Genomic DNA, 13,335 nt, shown 5'->3' with positions numbered 1-13,335 from the left:
ATCAAGCACTAGCGCTCACCGCCCGCGGCAACCGAACCCGCACAGTCAAAGCCGGTACGTCGTCCAGCTCGGAGTCCGGGTCGACCATCAACGTCCCCTGCCAGCGCTCGACCGTACTGCGTACCAGCACCAATCCCAGCCCGTGACCTGGTTCCGGCTTCGTCGTCCAGCCCCGCTCGAACATCCGCGCCAGCTCGGTGGCCCCCAGCTCCGCGCCGGTGTTCGTGACGGCCAGGTCGATCGCGTCCGGAGTGGTCCCGGCCTTCAGCTCGACCCGCCGGGGAGCGGACCCGTCGCGGGCGGCCTCGATCGCGTTGTCGAGCAGGTTGCCGACCACCGTGACGACGTCCTGCGCGGGAAGCCGGGTGTTCAGCGCCTCCGTGCCGAGCTCGAGCGTGAGCAGTACGCCGCGCTCCTGGGCCTGGGCCAGCTTGGCGAGCAGGAGTGACGCCAAGACGGGATCACCGACCGTGCCGACCACCCGGTCCGTCATCGCCTGCGCGAGCTGCAGTTCGGAGACGGCGAACTCCCGGGCGCGGTCCGGCCGGCCGATCTCGATCAGGCTGACGACGGTGTGCAGCCGGTTCGACGCCTCGTGATTCTGAGCCTGCAGCGACTCGGCGAGACTCCGCACCGCGTCCAGCTCGCCGAGCAGCGCCTGCAGCTGGGTGTGGTCTCGCAGCGTGATGATCCGGCCGGACCTGGCCGGCTGCTGGTTCACCACGACGACCCCCTGCGCCCCGAGGTGCAGTTCGTCGTACGCCGTCCGGCCGGCGCGGAGGAGGCCCGCCAGAGTGGCGGGGAGGTGGAGCTCCTCGATGGTCGAGCCTGGTTCGACGTGGTGTAGGCCGAGCAGGCGGCGGGCTTCGTCGTTGACCAGTTGGACTCGGCCGTCGGAGTCGACCAGCAGCAGGCCTTCGCGGGCGGCGCGCAGTACGCCTTCGTAGAAGTCGAGCATCCAGGCGAGGGACTGCGTGCCCATCCCGCGGGTGGCTCGGCGTACCCGCCAGGTCACCAGGGCATTGCCGGCGACGGCGATTCCGAGGGTCAGACTGGCGATGCCGAGCATGGACCGGATCTCCAGCTGGATCAGCTCACCCCAGCCGGGGGCCCGCAGACCGGCGGCGGCCGCGTCGCGATCGGCCTGGTCCCGGGCGCGGGCGAGCAGGGTGATCCAGATCATCACAACCAGCACGGCGGTCGTGATCGTCTGCAGCCAGAGCACCTGGCGACGCAGTTCGGACGGCCGTCGCTTCATGTGGTCAGTTTGCACAGCCTGCGGACATTTGTGCACACCAGTGCCGTCAGTGGGCTCTTACGGCGACCGCGTGGGCGCCGGCAAGGCGCCGATGGCGAACGATATGAACGAAATGAGCAGTTCGCCTGTGCGTCACGTCACAGTTACTCAGAACCCCGCCGCCCGGCCGATTCAGGAGTCACCATGGCGAGTCCCACCGCACCCCGCCCGACACCGGTCCGCAACGACCGGACCCACTTCCTCTACATCGCCGTCATCGTCGCCGTCCTGCTGGGCATCGGCGTCGGCTTCCTCTTCCCGACCTTCGCCACCGAGCTGAAGCCGCTCGGCACCGGCTTCGTGAACCTGATCAAGATGATGATCAGCCCGATCATCTTCTGCACCCTGGTGCTCGGCATCGGCTCGGTCCGGCAGGCCGCCAGCGTCGGCAAGGTCGGCGGACTGGCGCTGGTCTACTTCCTGGTGATGTCGACGGTCGCGCTCGCCATCGGCCTCGTGGTCGGCAACCTGGTCCAGCCCGGCTCCGGTCTGAACCTGACCGACAAGCTCCGCGAGACCGGCCAGAGCCAGGCCTCCGGCGCGCACGAGAGCACCTCCGACTTCCTGCTCGGCATCATCCCGAAGACGCTGGTGTCCGCCCTGACCGAGGGTGAGGTGCTGCAGACCGTCTTCGTCGCGCTGCTGGTCGGCTTCGCCCTGCAGGCGATGGGCTCGAAGGGTCAGCCGGTACTGGACGGCATCGGGCACCTCCAGCGGCTCGCTTTCAAGGTGCTCGCGATGATCATGTGGGCCGCCCCGATCGGTGCGTTCGGCGCCATCGCGGCCGTCGTCGGCGCCACCGGCTGGGAAGCTCTGGTCAGCCTGGGCAAGATCATGCTCGCCTTCTACATCACCTGCGCGCTGTTCGTCCTGGTCGTGCTCGGCAGCATCCTCAAGGTGGTCACCGGGATGTCGATCTTCCAGTTGCTGCGCTACCTGGGACGCGAGTTCCTGCTGATCGTGTCGACCTCGTCGTCGGAGACCGCGCTGCCGCGGCTGATCGGCAAGATGGAGCACCTCGGCGTCGGCAAGCAGGTCGTCGGCATCACCGTCCCGACCGGCTACTCGTTCAACCTGGACGGCACCGCGATCTACCTGACGATGGCGTCGCTGTTCATTGCCGAGGCGATGGACCAGCCGTTCTCGCTCGGGCAGCAGATCTCCCTGCTGGTGTTCATGATCGTGGCGTCCAAGGGTGCGGCCGGCGTGACCGGCGCCGGGCTCGCGACGCTGGCCGGCGGTCTGCAGTCGCACCGGCCGGAACTGCTCGACGGCGTCGGCCTGATCGTCGGCATCGACCGGTTCATGTCCGAGGCCCGGGCGCTGACGAACTTCGCCGGCAACGCGGTCGCGACGGTCCTGGTCGGCCACTGGACCGGGGCGTTCGACAAGGAACAGGCCCGGCAGGTCTTCGCCGGTGAGGATCCGTTCGACGAGGCGGCCTTCGCGGCCGGCGACACCCACGCGGGCGATCTACCGGCAGCCGGCGCGGTCGCCGACACCGGCGGGGCCGCAGCGCACCACTAGACAAGGCGCACCACTAGACCATCTGTCCCACCCCTCCACGCTGCCCGTCAGCTCCCACTCCGTCTGGGACCTGACGGGCAGCGTGCTGTCCGCCTGTACGACGCCCGCCTGTACTACGCCCGCCTGTACTACGCCCGCCCGCGCTGTCCGCTCGTACTGCGCCGTCCCGTACTCCGCCAGCTACCGTCCCGCGAGCTTCTCGATCACCGGTGCGAGGTCTTCGAGGTAGGTGGCGTTGACGCTGATGTAGGAGGCGCCGAACTCGTCCCGGCGCCGCTGCAACTCGTCAGCCATCTCCTGCGGCGTACCGCGCAACAGCATCAGCGAGCCACTCGCCTCGAGCTCTTCCGGCGTCACCCCAGCCGCCTGCTTCGTCCACGGCGGCAGCTCCCGAGTACCGGCCGCGAACAGGTTCATGGCCAGCTCTATGTCGTCTGCCCGCGGTCCTGCCAGCTCACGCAACTCCCGGGCCAGTCGGACGACCTCCTCTCGCGGAGCCACAGCCGACTTGGCCAGCGAGACGATGTCGGCTCTAGCGGCCGCCAATGCCAGCGAGCGGGGTCCCCCCGCAGCGAGCATGACCGGGGTGTGCCGGTCGCCATCGAGCCTCTCCAGGTGGTCCAAGGTGGCCCGGACCTGGTCCCGCCGCTCCTTGCCCGTGCCGAACGGCAGGCCCAGCTCAGCGGCGTACTGCTCGGTGCCTGGACGGCCGGAATGCCTTCTTCGTTATCGTTCTGCTCCTCTCAGGTTGGTCCTTTCAGCCTCGTCGGGAGGGGTGTTGTCCACATCCCACAGTGGGAGGCAGTCGGCGTACCTCGATCGACGTACTCTGGTGACATGTCATTGACACGCAGCCCTCTGCTGGATCTCCCGGGTGCCGTGGAAGCGGACGGCCTGGACGCCGGGGTTGCCGCTCACTACGGCTCCGATCTGCGGGAGCAGCGGGCCCTGGTCGCCGGCCAGGGGTTCGTCGACCTCTCGCACCGCGATGTGGTCACCATCACCGGACCCGACCGGCTCACCTGGCTGCACGCACTGACCACCCAGTACTTCGAGGGCCTGCGCCCGGGCACCTCCACGACCGCGCTGCTCCTGTCGCCCACGGGCCACATCGAGCACGCCATGTACGGCGTCGACGACGGCGAGACCTTCTGGCTCCACACGGAACCGGGTGCTGCGGCCGCGCTGGTCGAGTGGCTCCAGAAGATGGTGTTCATGTCGCGGGTGGAGATCACGGACGTCACCACGGACTACGCCATCATCTGGCGCCCAGGCACCCCCTCCTCAACCTCCAGTGCGCTGGTGCGGAGCGGGGCTGACTCCCTCGGTGGGCATGAGGTTTTCCTTCCTCGCGGCGAGCTCTCGGCCTTCGCGGAAGAAGCCGGCCCGCCTGCCGGAGTCTGGGCGTACGAGGCGCTCCGGATCGAGGCGGGAGCCCCGCGGCTCGGGCTGGACACGGACGAGCGCGCGATCCCCAACGAACTCGGCTGGCTCGGCGTCGGCGTACACCTCGACAAGGGCTGTTACCGCGGCCAGGAGACGGTCGCACGGGTGCACAACCTGGGCCGGCCTCCGCGCCGCCTGGTTCGGTTGCTCCTGGACGGTTCGGTGGATCACCTGCCGGCGCACGGGTACGCAGTACGGGCTGGTGAGAAGCAGGTCGGCTTCATCGGTTCGGCCGCCCGGCACCACGAGTACGGCCCGATCGCGCTCGCTCTGATCAAGCGCAACGTCGACCCGGCAGCCCTGCTGGAAGTAGTCGCCGAGGATCAGCCGACCGTCACCGCCACCCAGGAACTCCTGGTCGACCCCGAGGTCGGCCTCCACGTCCGCTCCCGGCTCTGACCCCGCCCGACCGCTCGCGACTCTGAGCCCGCACGGCGGGACGCGGCGGTCTATCGGTCGGTTGTGAGGCGGATCATTGCCAACTTGGGTTTTTGCACCTGACCGCCGAGCCGTACAGTTCAGCCGTGACCGAACCTGTGATCCTGGCCGATGTCGTGCGCAGCGGATTCGTGGAGGGCCATCACCGCGGCTCCGTGGTGGTGACCGCTCCCGACGGAGCCGTCGAGTGGTCTGCCGGCGTGGTCGACCAGCCGATGTTCCCGCGCTCGTCGAACAAGCCGATGCAGGCGCTCGGCATGCTCCGCCACGGCCTTGCCCTGGACGGCGAATTGCTCGCGCTGGCGGGTGCGTCCCACTCGGGCGAGGCGTTCCACCTGGACGGAGTACGGCGGATCCTGGCCGGCGCCGGGCTGGACGAGTCGGTACTGCGGACGCCGGCGGCCTACCCGATCGACGAGCAGGCGCGGGACGAGTGGGTCCGGGCGGGCCACGGGCTCGACCCGCTCACGATGAACTGCTCCGGCAAGCACGCGGCGATGATCGCGACCTGCGTCGCGAACGGCTGGCCGATCCACGACCCGGCGCGGGAGAAGAGCCCGGACGCCGTCTGGGGCCGCGACGACTACCGCTCGCCCGAGCACCCGCTCCAGCAGGCGATCCGGACCGCCGTCGAGGACTCCTCCGGCGAGAAGATCTCGTACGTCGCGGTCGACGGCTGTGGTGCACCCATCCTCGCCATCAGCCTCGCCGGCCTGGCCCGCTCCTTCGGCCTCTTCGCCGCGGCCGCGCCCGACACCCTCGAGGCCCGGGTGGCGAACGCGTTGCGCAACCACCCCGAGTACGCCAGCGGCAGCCGCCGCGACGAGGCCGCCTTGATGCGCGCAGTTCCCGGCCTGCTCTGCAAGGCCGGAGCCGAAAGCGTCTACGCAGTAGGACTTGCTGACGGCCGCGGCATCGCCGTCAAGGTCGAAGACGGTACGCCGCGCGCCCGCGCGGTCGTGATGGCCGCGGTCCTGCAGAAGTTGGGTCTCTCGCACGAGGTCGTTGACCAGCAGACCAGTTCGCCGCTGTACGGCGGCGGCATTCAGGTCGGCGCGGTCCAACCGCACCTCAGTACCTTCGCCTGACCAGCACCTCGGCCCTGAACGGCACCTCCGGGCGGGGGTGAGCGGCCTCACGCCGTGCCTGCTTGCAATTGCAAGCACCTTGCTAGCACACTGGACGCATGGCCAAGTTGAGTGATCGTGCCGCGGGCGCAGTCGGTTCGGTGGGGGAGTATCTCGCCGAGCAGCGCCGGCACGCGCAGTTGTCGTTGCGGCAGCTGTCCGACCTGGCAGGTGTGTCGAACCCGTATCTGAGCCAGATCGAGCGAGGCCTGCGCAAGCCGTCGGCCGACGTACTGCAGCAGCTCGCGAAGGCGCTGCGGATCTCCGCGGAGACCCTGTACGTGCGGGCCGGCATCCTCGATCCGGACGACGAGGACGACAGCGCCCGGCGTACTCCGGGAGTGGTCGAGGCGGTCCTGCTCGACCCCGCGCTGAACGAGCGGCAGAAGCGCGTACTGCTCGATGTGTACGCCTCTTTCGTCCGTGAGAACGCGCCCGAGGATGAGCCGGCCAAGCCCGCTCCCGCCGCCAAGAAGGCCGCCAAGAAGACCCCTGCAAGAAAAAGCACCACCCAGAAGTAGCCGCAGTACCGACCCCGCTGAAGAAACCTTCCGAGGAGATGCCTGATGGCAACCCGTACCCCCGTCACCCCGCTGTACGCGGTCGCCGGCGCCGGCGACCTGGCCGTGGAGAAGTTCCGCGCGGTCAGCGAGGACGTCAGCACCCGGTTCGCGAAGCTGGACCAGAAGGCGCTGCAGACCGAGCTGAGCAAGGAGCTGACCAAGGCTCAGGTTGAGCTCGGCAAGCGCTTCGAGGTGCTCGCCGCCGACGCCAGGACCGTGCCGGCCAAGCTCCGTGAGCTGCCGGCCGTCGCGCAGGCCGGGCTGACCACCGTGCTCGGCCAGGCCGAGGAGACCTACGCCGACCTGGCCGCCCGCGGCGAGGAGATCGTCACCCGGATCCGCAGCCAGAAGGCCACCGAGGACATGGTCGCCCAGGCCAAGACCACGGTGAGCAAGGCCAAGGCCACCCGGACCACCGCGAAGAAGACCGCCGACACCGCGAGCCGCAACGTCAAGGCGACCGCGACCAGCGCCCGCAAGACCGCCAAGACCGCGTCGAAGGCCGCCGGCACCGCCGCCTCGAAGGTCGGCGACTGAGAGTAGTTTCCCGGCTTTTCACGGTGCGGGTGGTCCAGTTCTGTCGTTCGGCAGAGGTGGGCCACCCGCTGCCTGGGTTAGGCTCGTACGCATGCTCGCACTCGCCACGTTCCCAACTCTGTTCCCGGGGTTCGGAGATCCCATCGGTGTCATCTGGTGGGTGCTGTTCGGTTTGAAGCTGGTCGCGCTCCTGGACGCGGCCTTCCGGCCGCGCGCCGTCTTCGTCGCCGCCGACAAGCTGACCAAACCCGGCTGGGTGCTGATCCTGGCCACCTTCACCCTGTCGCAGATCTTCCAGAGCTGGTTGAGCTTCATCGGCCTGATCGGCATCGTCGCCGCCGGTGTGTATCTGGTGGACGCCCGTCCCGCCCTCCGCGCCGCCTCAGGCCGAGGCCGAGGCGGCGGCTGGGGCATCCGCCGCCGCCGCGGCCCCCGCCCCCTCTAGTACTGCGTACGCCCGGTCGGCGCCCCACCCGCCGTAGCCGCGCGGCGGCTACGAGCGGTAGACGATGACCTTGTCGCCGACGTTGACCAGGTCGAACAGTTGGCGGATCTTCGCCAGGTCTCTGACGTTGACGCAGCCGTGGGAAGCGCCGTTGTAGCCGCGGGCGGCGAAGTCGGAGGAGTAGTGGACGGCCTGGCCGCCGCTGAAGAACATCGCGTACGGCATCGGGGAGTCGTACAGCTTGGAGACGTGGTTGCGGCTCTTCCAGCCGACGGAGAAGCCGCCCTCGCGGGTAGCGGTCTTCTGGGCGCCGAAGCGGACGTCGAACTGCATCTTCACCACCCCGTCGACCACGTAGCGCAGCTTGCGGGTGGACTTGTCGATGCACAGGGCGACGCCGGACGCGCAGCGCTCGTCGAGCTTGACGCCGTTCACCACCGGCGCCGGCGGGTACAGCTCGGCCCGGGTCGGCTCCCGGGTCGCCGCGGACAGCTTCTTCCAGGTGTTCTCGTCGACGTAGCCGAGCGGCGGAATGTCGTGGCTGGTCTGGAACTTCTTCACCGCGGACCGGGTCATCGTGCCGTAGGAGTTGTCCAGCCACCGCTTGTCGAGCAGCTTCAGCTGGATCAGCCGGGCCTCGACCTTGCGGACCTCGACACTGCTGGACCCGTTGCTCCACAACGCCTTCGGGTAGATCGGCAGCTCGCCGCTCACCTCGAACGGCACCGTCTTCAGGTCGGCGGTGTTCAGCTCGGCCGGAGCGGCGGACGCCGTGATCCCGGCACCGGCCAGCCCGGCCACCGCCGCCGTCGTGACAGCAACAGCCAGCACGTTGCGAATAACCAGCGCACTACGAATCCAGCGCATCGGAACCCCTCGTTTGATCCGTCCTCACGGAGTGGGACGCCCTCACAGATCAATTGGTTGGCGTCGAGCGGACGCCAGCACCGGGTAAGCCTAAGCTATGTCCGATGAAGATCGAACTGTCGACGGCCGACATCACCACCGTCGCGGCCGACGCGATCGTCAACGCGGCGCACCACGCGCTGCGCGGAGGCGGCGGCGTGGACGGCGCGATCCACCGTGCCGGTGGGCCGTCGATCCTGGCCGAGTGCGTCGAGCGCTACCCGAACGGCGTCCCGACCGGGGAGGCCGGCTGGACGACGGCGGGCAACCTGCCGGCGCAGTACGTGATCCATGTCGTCGGGCCGAACTACACCGCCGGGCAACGGGATCCGGCGCTGCTCGAGTCCTGCTACCGGAACGCGTTGCGGCTGGCGGACGAGTTGGGTGCCACCCGCCTGACGCTTCCTGCGGTCTCCGCGGGCATCTACGGCTGGCCGGCGCAGTCGGCGGCCGACATCGCCGTACAGACGCTCCTGGGGTCGTCCACGCAGGTCGAGAAGGCAACCTTCTGCCTGGTCGAGCCCCGCCTGTACAAGGCCTTCTCGAAGGCCCTGGAATGACAGCAGCGGCCGGTTCCGAAGAACCGGCCGCCGCCAGGAAAACTGAGGATCAGGCGCTGTAGACCAGCACCCGGTCGCCGATCTTCACCTTGCTGAAGATCAGCGCGATCTTCTTCTTGTCCCGCATGTTCACGCAGCCGTGCGACGAGCCGTTGTAGCCGCGCGCCTTGAAGTCCGACGAGTAGTGCACGGCCTGGCCGCCGCTGAAGAACATCGCGTACGGCATCGGCGACTTGTAGATCGACGAGACGTGGTTCTTCGACTTGCGGTAGACCTTGAAGTTGCCGTTGCGGGTCGGCGTGCGCTTGCCGCCGAAGCGGGCGTCGCCGTACGCCACGACCTTTCCGTTCACCAGGAAGACCACCTTGCGGGTCTTCTTGTTGATGCAGAGGATCCGGCCCTTCATGCACCGCTTGTCGACCCGCAGACGGCCCGGCACCACGGCGCTGCTCGCGGTGGCCTTGGTGGCCACCTTCGGCGCGACAGCGGCCTTGGGCGCGACCTTCGGCGCCACGACGGTCTTCGCGGCCGGAGCCGCCTGTGCCGTCGTCGTGGTCAGCACGCCGACCCCCAGCATCACGACCGCGGTCGTGGTGGCGCCGAGCGTACGCAGAATCCCCATAGTCCTTTTCCTTCCCCCAACTGATGTGCTTGCACTGATACAGACGCCACGGCAACTGACCTGGTTGATAACGATCCGGGATTTTCCCCCGCCGGATCGGCCAACCAGGCCAGTGACTTACCGTTTCAGGCTTTGTTCTTGCGGCCGAGCTTCGCGCGCTCGATCTGAGTCAGCGCGAGCTTACGGATCCGAATGGCATCCGGGGTGACTTCGACACACTCGTCCTCGCGGCAGAATTCCAGCGACTGCTCGAGCGACAGCTTGCGGGCCGGCACCAGCTTCTCGAACTCGTCCGCGTTCGACCGGACGTTGGTCATCTTCTTCTCGCGGGTGATGTTGACGTCCATGTCGTCGGCGCGGGAGTTCTCGCCGACCACCATGCCCTCGTAGACGTCGGTCCCGGGCTCGCAGAACATCGTTCCGCGCTCCTGCAGGTTCACCATCGCGTACGACGTCGTGACGCCGGTGCGGTCCGAGACCAGCGAGCCCGACGGGCGGGTGCGTAGCTCGCCGAACCAGGGCTCGTAACCCTCGAAGACGTGGTGCGCGATACCGGTACCGCGGGTGTCGGTGAGGAACTCGGTACGGAAGCCGATCAGGCCGCGGGCCGGGACCAGGAACTCCATCCGGACCCAGCCGGTGCCGTGGTTCGTCATCTGCTCCATCCGGCCCTTGCGGACCGCGAGCAGTTGCGTCACGGTGCCCAGGTACTCCTCGGGGCAATCGATGGTGAGGCGCTCGACGGGCTCGTGCCGCTTGCCGTCGATCTCCCGGGTGACCACCTGTGGCTTGCCGACGGTCAGCTCGTAGCCCTCGCGGCGCATCTGCTCGACCAGGATGGCCAGCGCCAGCTCGCCACGGCCCTGCACCTCCCAGGTGTCCGGCCGCTCGGTCGGCAGCACCTTGAGCGACACGTTGCCGATGAGCTCCCGGTCGAGCCGGTCCTTCACCAGGCGCGCGGTGACCTTGGTGCCCTTGACCCGGCCGGCCAGCGGCGAGCTGTTCGTCCCGATGGTCATCGAGATGGCCGGCTCGTCCACGGTGATGAACGGCAGCGCCTTCGGGTTCTCCGGGTCGGCCAGGGTGTCGCCGATCATGATCTCGGGGATGCCCGCGATCGCGACGATGTCACCCGGTCCGGCCGAGTCGCCGGGAACCCGCTCGAGCGCCTCGGTGATCAGCAGTTCGGTGATCTTGACCTTCTGGATGGTGCCGTCGTGCTTGCACCACGCGACCTGCGAGCCCTTCTTCAGGGTGCCTTCGTGCACCCGGACCAGCGCGAGCCGGCCGAGGAACGGCGAGGCGTCGAGGTTGGTGACGTGGGCCTGCAGCGGCGCGCCTTCGGTGTACTCCGGGGCCGGCACGTTCGCCAGGATCGTCTCGAAGAGGGGCTCGAGGTCCTCCGAATCCGGCATGCCGCCGTCTTCCGGCTGGGTCAGCGAGGCGCGGCCGGCGCGGGCCGAGGCGTAGACGACCGGGAAGTCCAGTGCGCTCTGGTCGGCGTCGTGGTCCAGCAGGTCGAGGAACAGTTCGTAGGTCTCGTCCACGACCTCGGCGATCCGGGCGTCCGGACGGTCCACCTTGTTGACCACGAGGATCACCGGCATGTTCCGGGCCAGCGCCTTGCGCAGGACGAAGCGGGTCTGCGGCAGCGGGCCCTCGGAGGCGTCGACCAGCAGCACGATCGCGTCCACCATCGACAGGCCGCGCTCGACCTCGCCACCGAAGTCGGCGTGGCCGGGGGTGTCGATGATGTTCAGCGTCATCTGTTCGCCGTTGGCCATCTTGTGCCGCACGGCGGTGTTCTTGGCCAGGATCGTGATGCCCTTCTCACGCTCCAGGTCACCCGAGTCCATCGCTCGTTCGTCGACGTGCTGGTGGGCTCCGAAGGCACCGGACTGCCACAGCATCGCGTCGACCAGGGTGGTCTTCCCGTGGTCGACGTGGGCCACGATGGCCACGTTGCGCAGATCATTACGGAGGGGCATGCGGAAGCGCTCCAAGCAAGTCGAGAGGTCAGTCGGTGGCTACGGCGGTCTCACTGTGTCGTTCCGTCAGGGCCACAAGACGCAGGGCGCAGCCATCACATCGTACCTGTGACACAGGGTGCCCACGAAACCCGTGACTCTGCGTGCACGCGAGAACGCGTGACTCTGGGTGTCCACGAACCGGTTGAGCCTTTGACATTCGTTCGCTGTACGTACAGTCTATGAGTTGGGCGCCTGGGGAGGGGCCTGCAACAACGGGGGCGGGCCTGGGGCGCCGAGCATGATGTGGGGGGTTGCTCGGCCTCCAGTGCCCTGGCCGAAGAGAGAAGAACGTGCCGCGGTCGGTCAGCACGAACGAAGCGCTGCGGGAACGGTCCCGCGAGCGGATCCTCGGTGCTGCCCTGGAGGTCTTCGCCGAGAAGGGGTTCGAGGCCGCGTCCATCTCCGACGTGACCCAGCGGGCCGGGGTGTCCCGGGGCCTGGTGACTTACTACTTCCCGAACAAGCAGCGGTTGGCCGCCGAACTGCTGGACCGCTGGCTGGACGGCATCGGCGCGATCCTGGATCTGCGAGGCAGCGCGGACGAGAAACTGGCCGGCATCATCGACGGCACCCTGATGGCGGCGGCGTCCACGCTGCCGGTGCAACGGCTGGCGATCTCGCTGATGATGCAGCCCGGTACGCACCCGGTCTTCGCCGAGGTGGAGGAGGCCAAGTCGGTCCGGGTGGCGCAGATCGAGGACGCGATCCGCTCGATCTTCACCGCTCGCGGCGCCGCCGACCCGGCCGTCGAGGAAATGTTGCTCAGGGCAACACTCGAGGGCGTCACGGTGAAGCTGGCGATCTACCCGGACACGTTCCCGGTCGAGGCGATCCGCCGCCGCCTGCACGCGCAGTACGGGCTGCCTGAACCCTCCACCCCACTGCCGATCCAGTCGCCGGCAGTGGACCGCCTGCGAGCAAAGTGATCAGCTGGTGCAGCGGCGCCGGGAGTAGGCCCAGGTGACGGCCCCGAGCAGCGGTCCCCACAGCATCAGAGGCAGGTAGCAGACCGCCATCAGCGCCCTTGGAGATCAGCCGACCCGGCGCTTCCCCTGGCAAAGGACGCCGTCACTCTGCGGGACCTACTGAACCCGGTGGACCTTGTGCTGGGCGGCCTGGGCGCGGGGGCGGACGGTGAGGCGGTCGATGTTGACGTGGGGCGGGCGGGTGGCGACCCAGGCGACGATGTCGGCGATGTCGTCGGAGGTGAGGGGCTCGGCGACACCGGCGTACACGGCGTCGGCCTTGGCCTGGTCGCCTTCGAACCGGGTCAGCGCGAAGCCCTCGCTCTTCACCATCCCGGGGGCGATCTCGCAGACCCGCACCGGCTGGTCGTACAACTCCAGCCGCAGGGTGTCGACGACCGCCTTCGCCGCGTGCTTGGCCGCGACGTACCCGCCGCCACCCTCGTAGGCGACCTGACCCGCGGTCGAGCCCATCACGATGATCTGGCCCCGCGCCGCGATCAGGGCCGGCAGCAACGACTTGGTGACGGCGGCGACGCCGATCACGTTCACTTCGAACATCTTGCGCCAGGCGTCGAGGTCGGCTTCCGCCACGGGCTCGAAGCCGAAGGCGCCGCCGGCGTTGTTCAGCAGCACGTCCACTCGCTCACCGGCCTCGGTAGCCAGCCGGGCGACGTCCTCGGCCGAGGTCACGTCGCACTGGACCGCGCGCCCGTCGATCTCCTTGGCCAGCGCCTCGACCCGGTCGAGCCGGCGGGCCGCACACACCACCTCGAACCCTTCCCGGGCGAGATGCCGGGCCGACGCGGCCCCGATCCCACTACTGGCTCCGGTCACTACGGCAACAGGCCTCGGCGCTCCGCTCATACTTG

14 protein-coding genes are annotated in these 13,335 nt (G+C 68.6%); 8 read left to right on the top strand and 6 right to left on the bottom strand.

The annotated features are described in order from the left end of the window. Position 1 precedes the first annotated feature (1 nt). Positions 2–1,258, bottom strand: a complete 1,257-nt coding sequence (locus tag ABD255_RS27555) for a sensor histidine kinase (RefSeq protein ID WP_344218988.1) — start codon at positions 1,256–1,258, stop codon at positions 2–4. A gap of 183 nt (positions 1,259–1,441) precedes the next feature. Here ABD255_RS27555 and ABD255_RS27550 point away from each other — a divergent pair, with 183 nt between their 5' ends. Then, positions 1,442–2,824 (top strand): cation:dicarboxylate symporter family transporter, encoded by a 1,383-nt coding sequence (locus ABD255_RS27550; RefSeq protein WP_344218986.1) that lies wholly within the window; start codon positions 1,442–1,444, stop codon positions 2,822–2,824. A gap of 180 nt (positions 2,825–3,004) precedes the next feature. Here ABD255_RS27550 and ABD255_RS27545 read toward each other — a convergent pair whose 3' ends face one another. Further along, positions 3,005–3,403 (bottom strand): hypothetical protein, encoded by a 399-nt coding sequence (locus ABD255_RS27545; RefSeq protein ID WP_344218984.1) that lies wholly within the window; start codon positions 3,401–3,403, stop codon positions 3,005–3,007. A gap of 258 nt (positions 3,404–3,661) precedes the next feature. Here ABD255_RS27545 and ygfZ point away from each other — a divergent pair, with 258 nt between their 5' ends. From ygfZ to ABD255_RS27520, 5 genes are all read left to right on the top strand, one after another. After that, on the top strand, positions 3,662–4,669 hold the full coding sequence (gene ygfZ, locus ABD255_RS27540; RefSeq protein WP_344218982.1) for a CAF17-like 4Fe-4S cluster assembly/insertion protein YgfZ: 1,008 nt from the start codon (positions 3,662–3,664) through the stop codon (positions 4,667–4,669). Positions 4,670–4,794: 125 nt separating this feature from the next. Beyond that, complete coding sequence (locus tag ABD255_RS27535; protein ID WP_344218980.1) at positions 4,795–5,796, top strand: asparaginase; 1,002 nt, start codon at positions 4,795–4,797, stop codon at positions 5,794–5,796. Positions 5,797–5,894: 98 nt separating this feature from the next. Beyond that, a complete protein-coding gene (locus tag ABD255_RS27530; protein WP_344218978.1) occupies positions 5,895–6,356 on the top strand; it encodes a helix-turn-helix domain-containing protein in 462 nt (153 codons plus the stop codon). A 45-nt stretch (positions 6,357–6,401) separates the two neighbouring features. Beyond that, entirely contained in the window at positions 6,402–6,935 is a 534-nt protein-coding gene (locus ABD255_RS27525; protein ID WP_344218976.1) for a hypothetical protein, read from the top strand. A 91-nt stretch (positions 6,936–7,026) separates the two neighbouring features. Then, complete coding sequence (locus ABD255_RS27520) at positions 7,027–7,380, top strand: DUF2516 family protein (RefSeq protein WP_344218974.1); 354 nt, start codon at positions 7,027–7,029, stop codon at positions 7,378–7,380. 48 nt (positions 7,381–7,428) lie between these two features. Here ABD255_RS27520 and ABD255_RS27515 read toward each other — a convergent pair whose 3' ends face one another. Next, the gene (locus ABD255_RS27515; RefSeq protein ID WP_344218972.1) at positions 7,429–8,247 is read right to left on the bottom strand and encodes a L,D-transpeptidase family protein; all 819 of its coding nucleotides are present in this window, start codon (positions 8,245–8,247) and stop codon (positions 7,429–7,431) included. A 104-nt stretch (positions 8,248–8,351) separates the two neighbouring features. Here ABD255_RS27515 and ABD255_RS27510 point away from each other — a divergent pair, with 104 nt between their 5' ends. After that, positions 8,352–8,846, top strand: a complete 495-nt coding sequence (locus ABD255_RS27510) for an O-acetyl-ADP-ribose deacetylase (protein WP_344218970.1) — start codon at positions 8,352–8,354, stop codon at positions 8,844–8,846. A 49-nt stretch (positions 8,847–8,895) separates the two neighbouring features. Here the strand turns inward: ABD255_RS27510 and ABD255_RS27505 are convergent, their stop codons facing one another. Both ABD255_RS27505 and typA read right to left on the bottom strand, forming a co-directional pair. Beyond that, complete coding sequence (locus ABD255_RS27505; RefSeq protein ID WP_344218968.1) at positions 8,896–9,468, bottom strand: L,D-transpeptidase; 573 nt, start codon at positions 9,466–9,468, stop codon at positions 8,896–8,898. A 125-nt stretch (positions 9,469–9,593) separates the two neighbouring features. Then, positions 9,594–11,456, bottom strand: coding sequence for a translational GTPase TypA (gene typA / locus ABD255_RS27500; protein WP_344218966.1), 1,863 nt, complete (start codon positions 11,454–11,456; stop codon positions 9,594–9,596). A gap of 332 nt (positions 11,457–11,788) precedes the next feature. On the opposite strand from typA, the gene ABD255_RS27495 reads away from it, so the two are divergent. Next, on the top strand, positions 11,789–12,424 hold the full coding sequence (locus ABD255_RS27495; protein ID WP_344218964.1) for a TetR/AcrR family transcriptional regulator: 636 nt from the start codon (positions 11,789–11,791) through the stop codon (positions 12,422–12,424). A gap of 156 nt (positions 12,425–12,580) precedes the next feature. Here ABD255_RS27495 and ABD255_RS27490 read toward each other — a convergent pair whose 3' ends face one another. Continuing rightward, on the bottom strand, positions 12,581–13,330 hold the full coding sequence (locus ABD255_RS27490) for an SDR family NAD(P)-dependent oxidoreductase (protein ID WP_344218962.1): 750 nt from the start codon (positions 13,328–13,330) through the stop codon (positions 12,581–12,583). Positions 13,331–13,335: the final 5 nt, after the last annotated feature.

It is taken from the genome of Kribbella sancticallisti, assembly GCF_039530625.1.
In the GTDB taxonomy this organism is placed as follows: Bacteria; Actinomycetota; Actinomycetes; order Propionibacteriales; family Kribbellaceae; genus Kribbella; species Kribbella sancticallisti.
This window is presented reverse-complemented; position numbering and strand designations above follow the sequence as displayed.

Coding starts and splice junctions, on each gene's coding strand:
- ABD255_RS27525 (WP_344218976.1), top strand. CDS start 6,402: ATGGCAACCCGTACCCCCGTCACCCCGCTGTACGCGGTCGCCGGCGCC.
- ABD255_RS27505 (WP_344218968.1), bottom strand. CDS start 9,468: ATGGGGATTCTGCGTACGCTCGGCGCCACCACGACCGCGGTCGTGATG.
- ABD255_RS27510 (WP_344218970.1), top strand. CDS start 8,352: ATGAAGATCGAACTGTCGACGGCCGACATCACCACCGTCGCGGCCGAC.
- ABD255_RS27550 (WP_344218986.1), top strand. CDS start 1,442: ATGGCGAGTCCCACCGCACCCCGCCCGACACCGGTCCGCAACGACCGG.
- ABD255_RS27530 (WP_344218978.1), top strand. CDS start 5,895: ATGGCCAAGTTGAGTGATCGTGCCGCGGGCGCAGTCGGTTCGGTGGGG.
- ABD255_RS27555 (WP_344218988.1), bottom strand. CDS start 1,258: ATGAAGCGACGGCCGTCCGAACTGCGTCGCCAGGTGCTCTGGCTGCAG.
- ABD255_RS27545 (WP_344218984.1), bottom strand. CDS start 3,403: ATGCTCGCTGCGGGGGGACCCCGCTCGCTGGCATTGGCGGCCGCTAGA.
- ygfZ (WP_344218982.1), top strand. CDS start 3,662: ATGTCATTGACACGCAGCCCTCTGCTGGATCTCCCGGGTGCCGTGGAA.
- ABD255_RS27515 (WP_344218972.1), bottom strand. CDS start 8,247: ATGCGCTGGATTCGTAGTGCGCTGGTTATTCGCAACGTGCTGGCTGTT.
- typA (WP_344218966.1), bottom strand. CDS start 11,456: ATGCCCCTCCGTAATGATCTGCGCAACGTGGCCATCGTGGCCCACGTC.
- ABD255_RS27490 (WP_344218962.1), bottom strand. CDS start 13,330: ATGAGCGGAGCGCCGAGGCCTGTTGCCGTAGTGACCGGAGCCAGTAGT.
- ABD255_RS27520 (WP_344218974.1), top strand. CDS start 7,027: ATGCTCGCACTCGCCACGTTCCCAACTCTGTTCCCGGGGTTCGGAGAT.